Here is a 14211-nt window from a genome sequence, read left to right on the forward strand (position 1 = left end):
CGGTGACGTACGGACCTGGATCTCCGCCTGGGCCGCAACCTCCGCAGTGGGGCGTGCCGCCAAACCCGCAGTGGGGCGGTCCGCCGCCGCAGCAGTGGCAACCGCCCGCGCCGCCGAAGAAACGCCGGGTCGGGCTCATCATCGGGATCTGTCTCGGCGCCGTGGTGCTGCTCGGCGGCGGCGGTTTCGCGATCTTCGCCGTCACGACCGACCACAGTGTCGAGGTGCATCGTCCGGCAGGCGGTCCCGACGCGGTCGTCCAGGTTTACGTCGACGCGGTCAACAACCGAGACCCGATCGGCCTGCAGAACGTCAACTGCCACCCCTCCACTGAGTTCCCGGCGACGGAGGCAGCAGACGGTTTCGCCGAGGACGACGTCCGGATCCAGCTCGGCAAGAAACTCGACACGCCGTACAACTGGGCGTACTACGAGGTCCAGGTCAGCAGGGCGGGGCACGGTCCGGCGACGGTCCGGCTGGGATTGACCCACGACGACGCGGGCAGGTGGTGCGTCTTCGTCACCGGCCGCGGCCTTCCCGCCGACCTGCCGCCGTGAGCGGGAGATCGGCTTGTGGACGGGAACCGAACCGGCCTAACGTGAGTCATACCGAGCGAGAAACCAGCGGCAGACCCGGTGCACTAAGGGGGACCAACCCATGTGGGTCGACGAAAGCGGCGGCACTGACGCGACGGGCCACGAGGCCTTGACCGTCCACGTCGACGGCCAGGAGTACCAGGCCGAGGTCAACTACGACAGCGACCACGACGGGGTCGCCGACACCGCGGTCGTCGAGCACGACGACGGCACCGCGCAGGCGTTCGCCGACACCAACCACGACGGCGTGGCCGACCACTACGCGGTGCTCGACTCGACCGGCCACGTCGTGGACCAGGCGGTTTACGACGAGCAGAGCGGCAGCTGGGTCGAATCCGGCCATGGCCAGTCCGACGGCACGGACACGCATTCGCAGGACACCTCGACCGCCGGGCACATCCACGCCGACCTTCCGGACGGCGACGTCGACGCCGGGGTCGCCACCATCGACACCGACCACGACGGGCACAACGACACCGCGGTGGTCGAGACGAAGTCCGGCGGCACGATCGCCTTCACCGACACCAACGGCGACGGCCAGGCCGACGTCGCGGTGCAGGTCGGCGCGGACGGCTCCACCCACACCTTCGAGCACACCGGCCACGGCCAGTGGACCGAGACCGACGGCGGAAGCGGGAACCACGCGGCCGCGGCCGACCCCGGGAGCGACTCGGCCTGGGGCGGCGAGGGCGCCCAGCTGCTCAGCGGCGTCGCGAGGATCGACAGCGGAACCGGGCAGTGGATCAGCCCCAACTGAGCGCTCGGTAACTGACGACACCCGAACGGGCCCGGCCACGCGCCGGGCCCGTTCGGCGTTTCCGGGACCCCGGGTGACCGGCGGCACTGGATCAAGATCAGGACTGCTCAGCCCGGCTCCCGGCATCCGGCACGAATGCGACGCGGGCCACGCGGAAAGATTTTCGGCGCTGGCCCGTTCCGGTGAAACTGAATCGATTCCCTTATCGTTCTTGTGAGAGAACCGACAGGTCAGCTCTCGGTTACCTGCCGTCCATCCGGCTACAGTCGGGGAATCCCAAAACCCGCACACCGGTCTTCCGCCGGTGTGCGAAGCCATTCGGTCGCCGGCAACGAAGCCCGCACCAAGAACACTGTCGTTCGCGGTGTGGGCTCTTTTGTCGTCGGAAGTCAGGAGTAGAGATGACCGCAGTCGCCATCCCCGGACTGGACACAGCGCCGACGACGCACAGTGGCGTGCTGTCCTGGGTCCGGGAGGTCGCCGAGCTGACCACCCCGGACCGCGTGGTGTGGGTCGACGGGTCTGACGAGGAAGCCGCCCGGATCAACCAGGAGCTGGTCGACGCCGGCACCTTCGTGAAGCTGGACGCGAAGCCGAACTCCTACTGGGCCACCTCGGACCCCGGCGACGTCGCACGGGTCGAGGACCGCACCTTCATCTGCTCCAAAGAGGAGAAGGACGCGGGCCCGACGAACAACTGGGTCGACCCGGCCGAGATGAAGGCCACCATGACGGAGCTGTACCGCGGCTGCATGGCCGGCCGCACGATGTACGTCATCCCGTTCTGCATGGGCCCGCTCGGCGACGAAAACCCCAAGCTGGGCATCGAAATCACCGACTTCGCCTACGTCGTCGCGTCGATGCGCGTGATGACCCGCGCCGGAAAGGCCGCGCTGGACAAGTTCATCGCGCCGGACGGTTCGGAGCGCGAATTCGTGCCCGCGCTGCACTCGGTCGGCAAGCCGCTGGCCCCGGGCGAGAAGGACGTCGCCTGGCCGTGCAACGAAACCAAGTACATCTCGCACTTCCCGGAGGAGCGGCTGATCTGGAGCTACGGCTCTGGCTACGGCGGCAACTCCTTGCTGGGCAAGAAGTGCTACTCGCTGCGCATCGGCTCGGTCATCGCCCGGGACGAGGGCTGGCTCGCCGAGCACATGCTGATCCTCAAGCTGATCTCGCCCGAGGACAAGGTCCACTATGTCGCGGCGGCGTTCCCGAGCGCCTGCGGCAAGACCAACCTCGCCATGCTGCAGCCGACCATCCCCGGTTGGCGCGCGGAGACCCTCGGCGACGACATCGCGTGGATGCGCTTCGGCGAGGACGGCCGGCTGTACGCGGTGAACCCGGAGTTCGGCTTCTTCGGCGTCGCCCCGGGCACCGACAACCACACCAACCCGAACGCCATGCGCACCATCGAGAAGGGCAACACGGTCTTCACGAACGTGGCGCTCACCGACGACGGCGACGTGTGGTGGGAGGGCATGGAGAACACGCCCGCGCACGCCACCTCGTGGAAGCACCAGGACTGGACGCCCGACTCGGAAGAGAAGGCCGCCCACCCGAACTCGCGCTACTGCGTGCCGATGTCGCAGTGCCCGATCCTCGCGCCGGAGTGGGACGACCCGAAGGGCGTGCCGATCTCGGCGATCCTGTTCGGCGGTCGGCGCAAGACCACGGTGCCGCTGGTGAACCAGGCCCGCGACTGGCAGCACGGCGTGTTCATGGGCGCGACCATGTCGTCGGAGACCACCGCCGCGGCGGTCGGCGCGGTCGGCAACGTGCGCCGCGACCCGATGGCGATGCTGCCGTTCCTCGGCTACCACGCCGGCGACTACTTCAAGCACTGGCTGGACCTGGGCAAGAACGCCGACGCGAACAAGCTGCCGAAGATCTTCTACGTCAACTGGTTCCGTCGCGGCGACGACGGCCGCTTCCTGTGGCCGGGCTTCAGCGAGAACTCGCGCGTGCTCAAGTGGGTGCTCGAGCGCGTCGAGGGCAAAGCCAACGCGGTCGAGACGCCGATCGGGTTCGTGCCCAAGGCCGAGGATCTCGACCTCGAGGGCCTGTCCGAGCCGGTCGAGGACATCCAGGCCGCGCTGGAGGTGCGCAACGAGGAGTGGCGCGAGGAGCTGCCGCTCATCGAGGAGTGGTTCGCGAAGATCGGCGAGGTGCCGTCCTCGCTGCGCGACGAGCTTGACGCGCTGGCGCAGCGGCTCGGCTGACGCCGCCGCATTGCCGTAGGAAGGGGACGTTCGCGCCGGGCGCGGGCGTCCCCTTCTTGGTGTGCGGGAAACGGTAGCGTGGACCGCATGGTCTCTGATGGGGAGAAGACTTTCCGATTCGGCGTGAACCTGGTGCGGCCAGGTTCGCGCGACGAATGGGTCGAGAAGTGCCGCCGGGTCGAGGAACTCGGCTACGACGTGCTGAGCGTGGCCGACCATCTCGGCATCGCCGCGCCGTTTCCCGCGCTCGTGCTGGCCGGTGCGGTCACCGAACGGGTGCGGCTCAACACTTTCGTGCTCAACGCGCCGTTCTACAATCCGGTGCTGCTCGCGCGCGAGGTCGCGAGCACGGACCAATTCGTGTCCGGACGGCTCGAACTCGGCCTCGGCGCCGGATACGTGAAAGAGGAATTCGAAGCGGCCGGAATGCCGTTTCCCAGCGCGGGCGCGCGGGTCGATCACCTCGAATTCACGATCAAGGAACTCGCGCGGCTGTACGCGGATCCGGAATACGCGCCGAAACCGGTGCGGCCGGGCGGTCCGCCACTGATGATCGGCGGCCGCGGCGACCGGCTGCTGTCGCTCGCCGCTGAACACGCGGCGACGATCGCGTTCAGCGGCATGGCAAAGGTGCGCGATGGTTCGCCACTGGCGCTGGCGACGGCGGACGCGGTGGAGGAACGCACGCGGTTTGTCATCGAGCGGCTCGCTGGCCGGGCCGCTGAATTCAATCTGCTCGTGCAATTAGTCCAGATCACTGATGATCGCGAAGGCGCCTTGCGGGAAATTCATGCCCGCCTGAGCGATACGCTCACCTTCGACGAACTGGCCGAAGTCCCCACCGTGCTGGTCGGCACGGTCGAGGAAATCGCTGAGCAGCTGATCGCCCACCGCGCCCGGTTCGGGTTCAGCTATTTCACGGTTCTGGAGCCGAATCTCGAAACGCTGGCCCCGGTTGTGGAGTTGCTGTGTCGCCGATAGTCGACGCGCGCGGGCTCGGTGTGAAGGCCGGTGACCTGTGGCTGTTGGAGGATCTCGATTTTTCGGTCGACCCGGGCGAATGCGCGGTGCTCGTCGGTCCTAACGGCGTCGGCAAATCGACGCTGCTGCGGTGTCTGTACGGAATGCAGGAACCGCAGCGGGGCCGGGTGCTCATCGATGGCGCGAAGCCGGACGAGCGCAGCGTTTCCTTCCGGCGCAAGGTGTCCGTGCTCTTCGACGATTCCGATTTCTTCGCCGAGCTCACGCCGATGCAGCATCTGGAATTGCTCTCCGGCTCGTTCGGCGAGGATCTCGGCGATTACGAACACCTGCTCGCGGACGCGGGCCTCGCCGAACGCGCTCACGTCACGGCCGGGCATTTCTCGGCCGGACAGCGTCGCCGGTTGCTGTTGCTGGGCGTCACCGCGCGGCCGCATCGCGTGCTGTTGCTGGACGAACCTGAACGCGCGCTCGACACCGCGGGCAAGGAATGGCTGGTCGAATTGATCGGCCGTTCCACCGCGGCCGGTGCGGCAGTGGTCGTTGCCACGCACCACCAACCGTTGCTGGACACGGCAGACAGCGTGCTCGAACTGTGGTGACCCGATTGCGTGTGCCCGGCCGCAAGCGGTTCGGCGGCATTTTCAGCGGTGACAGCCCCACGTTCGTGCTGATCTTCGGGGTCGGCTTCCTGTTCACCGCCTTCTTCCGCACCGACGCCTGGCACAGAGTCCTCTTTGGACCGTCCGCAGTGGACTACTCGGCGGTGCTCGGCCTCGTCGCGTTGTGCGCCGCGGTGGGCTGGCGAAGCCTGCTGCGACGCGGTTTCGTCTGGGCCGAACCAGCCGAGCTGACCTGGATGGACTTCGCCCAGGTCGACCGCCGTCGCGTCGTCGCGACCCGGCTGGCAGGCGTACTCACCGGAATCGCGGTGGTGCTCGGGTATCTCGCCGCGCTGATGCTGGCCGTCGGCGGCAGCCCGGTCGACTGGTGGCGTGCCGCGGCGGCCCTCGTCGCGGGCAGCACGGTTCTCGCGTTCACCACCGCACGGCGCGCTGCGTTGCCTTTCGAAGCCGCCGGACCGCTTCTCCTCGCAGCGGCCGGTGTGGCCATCGCCGCGGCGCAGCTGGATGCGACGGCGGTGCAGTACGTCGGCGCGGCGCTCGCGTTATGCGGTCTGCTGCTGGCTTTTGGCGGCAAACCAGTCAGCGGTGCCGGGCGCGCGGTGTTGCTCGACGGCTGGAACGCGCGAGTCCTGCGCGCGATGGCAGTGACGTTCCTCGACCCGATGATGATGCTTCCGGAGTCCGCGCCCGCGGGCTCGTGGTCGCTGCGCCCACCCACCGCGTTCCGGCTCGCGTGGGTCGGGATCGTCGGGCGTTCCCGGTACGCGGGCGCGGTGTTGTTAGTGGCTTTCGCGGTAGCCGTCGGTCATGTCGCGGTTCCCACTCTGCCGGGCCCCGTGCTCGTCGGGATCGGCGCGTACGTCGCGCTTACTCCTTTCGGGGCCGGTCTTGGCGTGCTGTGGCGGAATCCGGGCCGACGAAGGTGGCTAGGTTCGTCGTCGCCGGAGCTGGTCCTCGCCCACGGCGTCGCGCTGACCGTGGTCGGCCTTGTCTGGTGCGGTCTGCTCTCCGTGGCGCTTTTTGCTTTGGGCACCGCGTTTTCGCCGCTCTCGTGGGTGACCGTTGCCCTGGCAGTGCTCTCGGTATTGCGCACCGTCACCCGACAGCCGGTCGACTACAGCAGCGCGGGTTTCGTCGACACCCCCGCTGGCCCGATGCCAGCAAACCTTATGCGGCAACTGTTCCGCGGTCCGGACCTGCTGGCAGTCGGCATTCTGGTGCTCGCATTACTCGGCTGAACGGCGGAGTCCGGGTTAGGCTCCGTGCCGACGAGAGGAGCCGAAGGTGGGCGGTGGACACGCTTCCGGCATCGGACGCAGGGGGACGTGCGAGTTTCCGCCCGGATGGAGCGACGAACAGATCATCGCGGTGGTCAAGGACGTCGCCAACGATCCGGGCGAACCCCGGCGGCAGCAGTACAACGGACGCTGGCGCTGCGTCGGCGAACGGTACGGCGTGCGCGTGGTCGTCCTGGTCAACGGCGACGGCCACGTGCACACCAGCTACCCGCTGCCCGGCCCCGGCGTGGTCCGGAACGCCGACGCCGCGCGGGACCCTGCCAACCCGACCGTCGACGACCGCGCGGGCAACCGGATCAGCTACTTCGTCGACAGCGTCCTGCGCCTGCTCGGCGACCGGATGCCGCCGGAAGACCTGGAGCACTACCGCGACCTGCAGTGGTCCGGCGAATGGGAGGAACTGGCCGACACCCTCGCCGCGCACTTCGAGGTGACCGGCATCCAGCTCAACCCGGACGAATACGCGGATTTCGAGAAGCTGCTGAACTCGTTCGAACTGCCGGTCCGCGACTGCCACTACCTCAACGACCGCGAACGGGTCCTCGCCGACCTGCGCCGCTGATGCCTCACCAGGGCACGACCCCGCCGTCGTCGAAGAACCCGCCGCGCGGCCCGTCGTCCGGCAGGGTCGCGAGCTTGACCGCGATCGCCGCACCCTGTTCGGGCGTCCGCGTTCCGGCGATGAAATCCGTTGCCACGTAACCGGGGCAGGCGGCGTTGATGATCACGCTCGTGTCGGCGGGCACCCGGGCGTACTGCACAGTGCTGCTGTTGAGCATCGTCTCCGCGGTTACGGAACTGAGGAAAGAGTGGGACAAACCAGATTTCACTATGAAGATGAAACAGGCTGCGATAGCGAAAAGCCTGGTTGCCGTGGTCATTGAACCGGCGGGCAAGGGAGCCCCGGTTCGGCCCGGACAAAATCAAGCCGATCTGGCGGGAAGTCGAGGAGACCGGACTTGCCACTGGTCGGCCACCTGCAATTTTGCGCAGCTTGTAGCCAATGGATAGCCGAGCATGACAGAATGCTCAAACCAGCGGTGCATCCAAAAAGGGGGGATTACATGCGCAAGCTTATAATCGGGTTGACCTGCTTATTCGTCGCGGGTTGCGGAGCCAACAGCACTACAGACATCAGCACGACTACTGTCGCAACTACATCAGCTAAACCTACGGCTGCAGATTTCGATTACATCATCAGCATTGCCACCGGCAATACGCTTGAGGTGACTACCAAAAAGGGCTTGCCTGCCACTCAGCTCGATACCATTTATGACTATAGGTTTAAACTCGAAGTCTCTAGGTGGGGCATCAACGGCAAACCCAGCGTGCATGTCACTGGCACTCCCGCTTTTTGTACCATTTCCAACACGGAGGGTGCGATAGTCGCTGAGGTCAAGGAGGAAAACGCAAGCGATATTACTTGCTACGTCCCCTGACCTCCTATCACTCGCCGGAGTACAGCTATGCACCCGCATGTCAGTCAGTTCGCGGAGACGTAAGATTTGGCGATACTAAAATGTCGGTGTCATTACCAACATCAGCAACACCCCGCCCGGGCCGCTCGGGCGCGTTGGCCAACTGCTGCTGTGCCCACTGCTCGGGCGCGGGTATCGCGTGCGTGCCGCGGCGGGAGCGTCGCGCGGGGGCGGTATGCCGCCGGTTTCGGCGTTCGTTCGTCGGACACCCGCGCCGTGCGTTGCGCGCATCCTCTCCCGCAGAGCCGCTGTCGCTGTCTCTGACCGAGGTCAGCGACGTGCCGGACCTGCCGATGGCCCGCTGGCCCCGCCTCGACCAGCTACCCGGACGGTCCCGGCCCGGAACTGCGCGCCCAGTCGAAACTCGCCCAATTGGTCGCGCTCGGCCGGACGCTGCTGGTGATCCCGGTGTCCAGTCGGGCCTGGCAGTGGCCGGAACACGTCGCGGTCCGGGTCGTCGACGCCCCGGACGTCACCACGGTGACCGGCTGGCCGCCGAACAGCCGTTCCCTGGCGGGTGGCCGCGCTAGTCCGCGCCGCGGTCGAGTCGGTTGCAGGCTGAACATCCGACTTATCCACACCTGCCCACCGGCGCATCGCCAGCCGGTAGCTGCCCGATCTACTCGCCAGCCTTGCCCCCAGCGGCCGGATTGGGACACTCTGCCCCTCCGCGTACCGGACTGCCCGATCGCCCGCGAACCCTCAGCTGGCCTGGGAAAACGCCGCCGGATCACCCTCGCAGGCGACCCGCAGCCGTTCCAGCGGCATGCCCACCGCGTCGGCGATCGCCGCGACGGTGAAGAACGCGGGCGTCGGGATCCGGCCGGTCTCGATCTTGCGCAGGGTTTCGACCGAAATGCCCGCTTCCGCGGCCACGTCGACCATGCTGCGGCTGGCCCGGGCGGCGCGCAGCACCAAGCCGAGCCGCTCGCCGCGGGAGCGTTCTTCGTCGGTGAGGGGCACGCGGACCATGCCGTTCAGTTTAGCCACAGAGTTGTCCACTGCCTGTGGATAACTCTGTGCACAAGCTGTCGATCCCCGTGGACAACCGCCGGTCAGCACAAGTTCTTGGGTCATTCGGGCTGGCCCAGTCCCGCCGATAGGGGTAGCGAACGGCCCGCCGGACCCGCGCGGAAGCGGGTTGTCCCCGAGGTTGTCCACACCCTGGAACGTGTTCGTAGTGCTGATCGAATCGATATCGAAGTCGTATGACGGCGGGATGAGGGCGGTCTAGGGTCAGGCGGTCGCGTGTCACGTGAGTGTTAGGTGAGGTTCGATGTCCACTGCCAAACCGGGCGGTCGGGTGCGCGGGTTCCAGTTCAGTGCCTGGAACCTGCTGTTGCTGATCCCGTTGCTGATCCTGGTCACGCCGCTGTTCAACTTCGACGGGCCGCGGCTGTTCGGCCTTCCGTTCTTCTACTGGTTCCAGCTGGCGTTCGTCGTGCTGGGCGTGCTGTGCACCGGCATCGTCTACCTGGCCACCAAGGACAAGCCGCGCAACCAGGGCCGGGACGAGCTGAGCGTTGACGACTTGGACGAGGGGGACGCCCGATGAGCAACATTCAGTGGGTCGAACTGATCGTCTTCGCGTTCCTCTTCGTCGTCGTCACCGTGCTCGGCTTCGTCGCGTCGAAGTGGAAGGCCGGCGGCAGCCTGGACCACCTCGACGAATGGGGCCTCGGCGGCCGCAAGTTCGGCTCGTGGATCACCTGGTTCCTGCTCGGCGGTGACCTCTACACCGCCTACACGTTCGTCGCCGTGCCCGCGCTCGTGTTCAGCGCTGGGGCGCTCGGCCTGTACGCGCTGCCTTACACGATCGTCGTCTACCCGATCGTGCTGCTGCCCGCGCTGCGCATGTGGTCGGTCAGCCGTTCGCGCGGTTACGTGACCCCCGCCGATTTCGTCCGCGGACGCTTCGGTTCGCCGACGCTGGCGTTGCTGGTCGCGATCACCGGCATCGTCGCGACCATGCCCTACATCGCGTTGCAGCTGGTCGGCCTCGAAGCCGTGCTGCGCACGATGGGCATCAACGGCTCCGGCATCGTCGGGCACCTGCCGCTGCTGGTCGCGTTCATCATCCTGGCGCTCTACACGTATCAGTCCGGCCTCCGCGCGCCCGCGCTGATCGCGTTCGTCAAGGACATCCTGATCTACATCGTGATCATCGTGGCGGTCCTCTACCTGCCGTCGAAACTCGGCGGCTGGGACCACATTTTCAACACCGCCAAGGAAACGCTCGCCAAGCCGAACCCGAACACCGGCAAGCCCGCCGGGTCGATCCTGCTGACCTCGAGCAACCAGCTGCAATACGCGACGCTGGCGCTGGGTTCGGCGCTCGCGCTGTTCCTGTACCCGCACTCGCTCACGAGCGTCCTCGCCTCGCGCGGCCGCAACGTGATCAAGCGGAACATGGTCGCCCTGCCCGCCTACTCGTTCGTCCTGGGCCTGCTGGCGCTGCTGGGTTACGTCGCGATCTCGGCCGGTGTCAAGCCGCTCAAGAACGCCGCCACCGGAAAGCCGGACGGCAACACGATCGTCCCGCTGCTGTTCGACTCGCAGTTCGCGAACTGGTTCGCGGGCATCGCCTTCGCCGCGATCGGCATCGGCGCGCTGGTTCCCGCCGCGATCATGTCGATCGCCGCGGCGAACCTGTGGACCCGCAATATCTACAAGGAGTACATCCGCAAGGACGCGACGCCGAAGCAGGAGGCGAAGCAGGCGAAACTGGCGTCCCTGGTGGTCAAACTCGGTGCGGTGCTGGTGATCATCCTGATCGACCCGCAGTTCTCCATCGATTTGCAGCTCATCGGCGGCGTGCTGATCCTGCAAACCCTGCCCGCGGTCGCGATCGCTTTGTACACCCGCTGGTTCCACAAGGCGGGCCTGATCGCAGGCTGGATCGTCGGCATGGGCTGGGGCCTGATCATGCTGTACGGAATCCCCAACCCCGCCAACGGAAAACTCCACTTCGGCGGTTCGGCGCTGGCCATGGGCAACCTGTCGATCTTCGGCTGGCACCCCTTCCGCGGCACCGGCCTGGCGGTGGTCCAGATCTACCCCGGTTTCGTGGCACTGATCGCGAACATCGTGGTGGCCGCGGTGGTCTCGGTCATCGCCCGTGCGTTGAAGTGGAACGCGGGCAACGACGAAACCGAGCCCGAGGACTACCACGCCGACGAACACGACAAGGACCTGCGGCCGATCGGCGCACACTAAGTCCTTAGTGGACAGAGGCTCCCGCGTCGTTTTCCGGCGCGGGGGCCTCTTCTGTTTTGCCGATCATCGCGTTCGCGACGAGGTAGAGCACGACTGCGTTGAGCAGATGCCAGAGGAAATGCGTGCCCGCTGGGAAGTCTCCGCAGATCACTCCGTCGATGCTCCGGAACGCCAACGACAACCCGAATATCGCGGCGGCCATGGTGAAATGGAGCCAGTAGGAGTCGCGCTTTACGCCCAACGCGACAGCGAACCCCGCGAGCCCGGCGATGGCGGGGAGGTACAACCCGCCGCCGAGCGCTGCCGACGCGGCGGTGATTGCCAGGAATGCTGGTGCCCCTAGCCATGCCCACTTGGGTTTCACGTGAAAGAACACTCGGGGAAAGGCCGCGGCGTAGAACAAGGTGAAGATGAGGATGGCCGCGGAGTCGGCGACCGCACCCCAGCGCGTGGCGACGAGGTGAAAGACGCTGCTGGCAACGAAGATCAACCCGATGAGGACGGCGAGGATCCGCCCGGTGCGTTGCCCGTCGGCCCGCCACCAAACCACCCCGGCGGCGACGAGAAAGGCCAGGTTGGCCAGGTCGTTGAGCGGCTCTCCCCAGAGTCCGGGCGCGGTGCGCTCGCAGTAACCGTCCACGTACGCGGTCCAGTTCACGGAGGTAAGCAAACTCCTTCCGGGTGAACGGGGTGCATCCGGCCCCTCCCCTACGCGAACCGCGCAGGTTAGCGTGGGCCACATGACCACCCCCGTGAGCCGGTTCCCCGTGACGGAACTCGAAGACCTTCCCGACGATCTCCGCGAGCGCATCGGTGCCATCGCCGAGAAATCCGGCTTCACGCCGAACATCTTCCGCGCCCTCGGCCACCGCCCAGCGGAACTTCGGGCGTTCCTCGACTACCACGACGCCCTCATGGAACGCGAAGGCGGACTCACCAAAGCCGAACGCGAACTCGTCGTAGTAGCGACCTCCGGCGCGAATCACTGCACCTACTGCGTCGTCGCGCACGGGGCGATCCTGCGAATCCGCGCGAAGGATCCCGAACTCTCCGACCAGGTCGCGACGAACCCCTGGCAGGTCGAACTCGACGAGCGCGGCCGGGCGATCGTCGATCTCGCGCTGGCGTTGTCCCACGAGTCCGCGTTGTTCGGCGAAGGCGACCTCACGATGGCGCGCGAGGCCGGTCTGACCGACGACGAGATCTGGGACGTCGGCGCGATCACCGCGTTGTTCGCGATGTCCAATCGGCTCGCGCATCTGACCGCGCTCAAGCCGAATCCGGAGTTTTACCTGATGGGGCGTCAGAAACGATAGAACGGCCCGGGCAGGTCGCGGCTCATTTCGAACCGCGTGCGCAGCCAGTCGCGCAGGCGGTGTACCGGTTTCGTCCACGCTCGCGGCGCGGGCCCGAAATACCTCGGGTCCGCGTGCGGGGTGAACGCGTCGCCGGTCAGGATCACTGCGTCGTGGCCCAGCGGGCAGTGACCGGACACCGAGATCACGCCGCGCGTCAGGTTCTCCACCCAGTCGATCTCGTCGACGCCCAGCAGCGTCCGGCGATCGCACACGGCGCAGTACAGGACGAACATCTATAACTCCCGCCGCCAGGTTTCGCCGGTCACGCGAGGACCGAACGCGTCCGTCTCTTCCTCGCTGACCAGCTCGAACCCGGCGCTGCGGTAAATACCGCGTGCGGCGGCGAGCTGCGACAGCGTCCACAGCTCCATCGACCGATATCCCCGTGCGCGACCGAATTCGACGCATTCGCGCACCAACCGCTTGCCGACGCCGTGTCCGCGCGCGGCCGGTTCCAGCAGGAGCAGGCGGAGTTTCGCGGTCTCGTCCTCGTCGCCGGGTGTGCAGAAGATGCTGCCGACTCGTTCGCCGTCGAGTTCGGCGATCCAGCCGGCTTGGCGGGGGTCGTCGCGGCGTTCGGCGAAATCGGCGACCACGCGCGCGACCATCGCTTCGAAGCGTTCGTCGAGACCGTATTCCTCGGCGTACAGCGCACCGTGCCGGTGCACCACCCAGCCGAGGTCGCCCGGTCGTAGAGCGCGCAGGGTGACTGTCCGTTCCGGTGCCGGTTCGCCGACGAGTGCGGTGATGGTCCCCATCGCGCCGAGCAGACGGCGCTGGTCGGCGTCGGCGAACTGGTCGAGGAGGCTGCCGATCTGGCTCGCCGAGCGGTGGTCGAGGTCGGCGAAAGCCGCGTGCCCTTCGGCGGTGAGGGTGACGAGTTGGCGGCGCGCGTCGTCCGCGCAGCGTTCGCGGGTGATCAGGCCGCGGGTTTCCAGCCTGCTGAGCAGCCTGCTCGCGTAGCCGCCGTCCAGCGACAAGCGTTTGCGCAGATCGCTGACCTGCAGCCGGTCCTGTTGGGCGAGTTCGAACAGCACTCGCGCTTCGCTCAGCGAGTACTCGGCGTCGGCGGGTCCCTCGTCGAGGACGCCGATCACTCCGGTGTAGAGCCGGTTGAACGCGCGAACCGTGGCGACGCGTTCGGCAAGGACGGAATCCGGCATGAGAACCACCTTGACTCGATCGTTGACTGAGTCAAGCATCGCTCGCCGGTGCGCTCAGGGCAAGGGAATTACCCCGGCGGCGCGGTCGCGGCGGAAAGTGGTCCAGACATATGGAAACCCCGTGATGCTGCCAGGTCGGGGGTCCGCCAGCATCACGGGGTCGTAGGGGGTATCGACGCGGCTCTCCGCGGTGTTACACCCTGGGTTCGGTGTGGTCTAGATCACTCTTGTGAGTGACACACCAACAGGTTGGTTGTGCAGGTCAGCGCATGAACGGCTGACGCGCCTGGGCGAGGGCGATGAGCTCCTGCCGGACCGTGGAGGTGGCCGCGGTGTCGATCGCCCGGTTCAGCGCCCGGCGAGTGCGAGCCTCGGCGCGACGGGCACGGAGCTTGGCGGCGATGTTGCTCATTGTCTTCTGCATCCCCTTCGGAGGTCTTCGGTGGCTGTGTCTCTAGTATGCACCTTTTTCACAAGGAAGCCAACGAATCTGCGGTGACATGGGGCACTTGCCGA

Annotated in this window: 17 protein-coding genes; 11 read left to right on the forward strand and 6 right to left on the reverse strand. The window is 66.8% G+C overall.

The features are described 5' to 3' along the window. Window positions 1–2: 2 nt before the first annotated feature. The 7 genes from ACZ63D_RS16055 to ACZ63D_RS16085 all read left to right on the forward strand — a co-directional run bounded on the left by ACZ63D_RS16055 (window position 3) and on the right by ACZ63D_RS16085 (window position 7042). Entirely contained in the window at window positions 3–557 is a 555-nt protein-coding gene (locus tag ACZ63D_RS16055; protein WP_465355066.1) for a hypothetical protein, read from the forward strand. A 100-nt stretch (window positions 558–657) separates the two neighbouring features. After that, on the forward strand, window positions 658–1353 hold the full coding sequence (locus tag ACZ63D_RS16060) for a hypothetical protein (protein ID WP_465355067.1): 696 nt from the start codon (window positions 658–660) through the stop codon (window positions 1351–1353). A gap of 401 nt (window positions 1354–1754) precedes the next feature. Next, complete coding sequence (locus ACZ63D_RS16065; protein WP_465355068.1) at window positions 1755–3575, forward strand: phosphoenolpyruvate carboxykinase (GTP); 1821 nt, start codon at window positions 1755–1757, stop codon at window positions 3573–3575. An 87-nt stretch (window positions 3576–3662) separates the two neighbouring features. After that, on the forward strand, window positions 3663–4556 hold the full coding sequence (locus tag ACZ63D_RS16070; protein ID WP_465355069.1) for a TIGR03621 family F420-dependent LLM class oxidoreductase: 894 nt from the start codon (window positions 3663–3665) through the stop codon (window positions 4554–4556). After that, window positions 4553–5158, forward strand: coding sequence for an ABC transporter ATP-binding protein (locus ACZ63D_RS16075; RefSeq protein WP_465355557.1), 606 nt, complete (start codon window positions 4553–4555; stop codon window positions 5156–5158). The genes ACZ63D_RS16070 and ACZ63D_RS16075 overlap by 4 nt, the downstream gene beginning before the upstream one ends. Next, the gene (locus tag ACZ63D_RS16080) at window positions 5152–6420 is read left to right on the forward strand and encodes a DUF6297 family protein (protein WP_465355070.1); all 1269 of its coding nucleotides are present in this window, start codon (window positions 5152–5154) and stop codon (window positions 6418–6420) included. The genes ACZ63D_RS16075 and ACZ63D_RS16080 overlap by 7 nt, the downstream gene beginning before the upstream one ends. A gap of 46 nt (window positions 6421–6466) precedes the next feature. After that, window positions 6467–7042, forward strand: coding sequence for an EndoU domain-containing protein (locus ACZ63D_RS16085; RefSeq protein ID WP_465355071.1), 576 nt, complete (start codon window positions 6467–6469; stop codon window positions 7040–7042). 4 nt (window positions 7043–7046) lie between these two features. On the opposite strand, the gene ACZ63D_RS16090 is transcribed toward ACZ63D_RS16085, so the two are convergent. Further along, complete coding sequence (locus ACZ63D_RS16090; protein ID WP_465355072.1) at window positions 7047–7259, reverse strand: hypothetical protein; 213 nt, start codon at window positions 7257–7259, stop codon at window positions 7047–7049. A gap of 180 nt (window positions 7260–7439) precedes the next feature. Here ACZ63D_RS16090 and ACZ63D_RS16095 point away from each other — a divergent pair, with 180 nt between their 5' ends. After that, window positions 7440–7919, forward strand: coding sequence for a hypothetical protein (locus tag ACZ63D_RS16095; RefSeq protein ID WP_465355073.1), 480 nt, complete (start codon window positions 7440–7442; stop codon window positions 7917–7919). 741 nt (window positions 7920–8660) lie between these two features. Here the strand turns inward: ACZ63D_RS16095 and ACZ63D_RS16100 are convergent. Next, on the reverse strand, window positions 8661–8930 hold the full coding sequence (locus ACZ63D_RS16100) for a helix-turn-helix domain-containing protein (protein ID WP_465355074.1): 270 nt from the start codon (window positions 8928–8930) through the stop codon (window positions 8661–8663). A 304-nt stretch (window positions 8931–9234) separates the two neighbouring features. Here ACZ63D_RS16100 and ACZ63D_RS16105 point away from each other — a divergent pair, with 304 nt between their 5' ends. Beyond that, window positions 9235–9513 (forward strand): DUF3311 domain-containing protein, encoded by a 279-nt coding sequence (locus ACZ63D_RS16105; RefSeq protein ID WP_465355075.1) that lies wholly within the window; start codon window positions 9235–9237, stop codon window positions 9511–9513. Continuing rightward, the gene (gene mctP, locus ACZ63D_RS16110) at window positions 9510–11174 is read left to right on the forward strand and encodes a monocarboxylate uptake permease MctP (RefSeq protein ID WP_465355076.1); all 1665 of its coding nucleotides are present in this window, start codon (window positions 9510–9512) and stop codon (window positions 11172–11174) included. Before ACZ63D_RS16105 ends, mctP begins: the two co-directional genes overlap by 4 nt. 4 nt (window positions 11175–11178) lie before the next feature. On the opposite strand, the gene ACZ63D_RS16115 is transcribed toward mctP, so the two are convergent. Beyond that, the gene (locus ACZ63D_RS16115) at window positions 11179–11832 is read right to left on the reverse strand and encodes a hypothetical protein (RefSeq protein WP_465355077.1); all 654 of its coding nucleotides are present in this window, start codon (window positions 11830–11832) and stop codon (window positions 11179–11181) included. A gap of 82 nt (window positions 11833–11914) precedes the next feature. Here ACZ63D_RS16115 and ACZ63D_RS16120 point away from each other — a divergent pair, with 82 nt between their 5' ends. After that, window positions 11915–12490 carry a peroxidase-related enzyme gene (locus ACZ63D_RS16120; RefSeq protein ID WP_465355078.1) on the forward strand — a complete coding sequence of 192 codons (576 nt, stop codon included), beginning with the start codon at window positions 11915–11917 and terminating at the stop codon, window positions 12488–12490. On the opposite strand, the gene ACZ63D_RS16125 is transcribed toward ACZ63D_RS16120, so the two are convergent. The 3 genes from ACZ63D_RS16125 to ACZ63D_RS16135 all read right to left on the reverse strand — a co-directional run bounded on the left by ACZ63D_RS16125 (window position 12478) and on the right by ACZ63D_RS16135 (window position 14107). Next, the gene (locus tag ACZ63D_RS16125) at window positions 12478–12765 is read right to left on the reverse strand and encodes a hypothetical protein (RefSeq protein WP_465355079.1); all 288 of its coding nucleotides are present in this window, start codon (window positions 12763–12765) and stop codon (window positions 12478–12480) included. The two genes, ACZ63D_RS16120 and ACZ63D_RS16125, sit on opposite strands and share 13 nt — an antisense overlap. Continuing rightward, window positions 12766–13695, reverse strand: a complete 930-nt coding sequence (locus ACZ63D_RS16130) for a bifunctional helix-turn-helix transcriptional regulator/GNAT family N-acetyltransferase (RefSeq protein WP_465355080.1) — start codon at window positions 13693–13695, stop codon at window positions 12766–12768. A 262-nt stretch (window positions 13696–13957) separates the two neighbouring features. Then, entirely contained in the window at window positions 13958–14107 is a 150-nt protein-coding gene (locus ACZ63D_RS16135; RefSeq protein WP_162836041.1) for a hypothetical protein, read from the reverse strand. Between the last annotated feature and the right edge of the window lie 104 nt (window positions 14108–14211).

Source organism: Amycolatopsis sp. NPDC104775 (assembly GCF_055583325.1).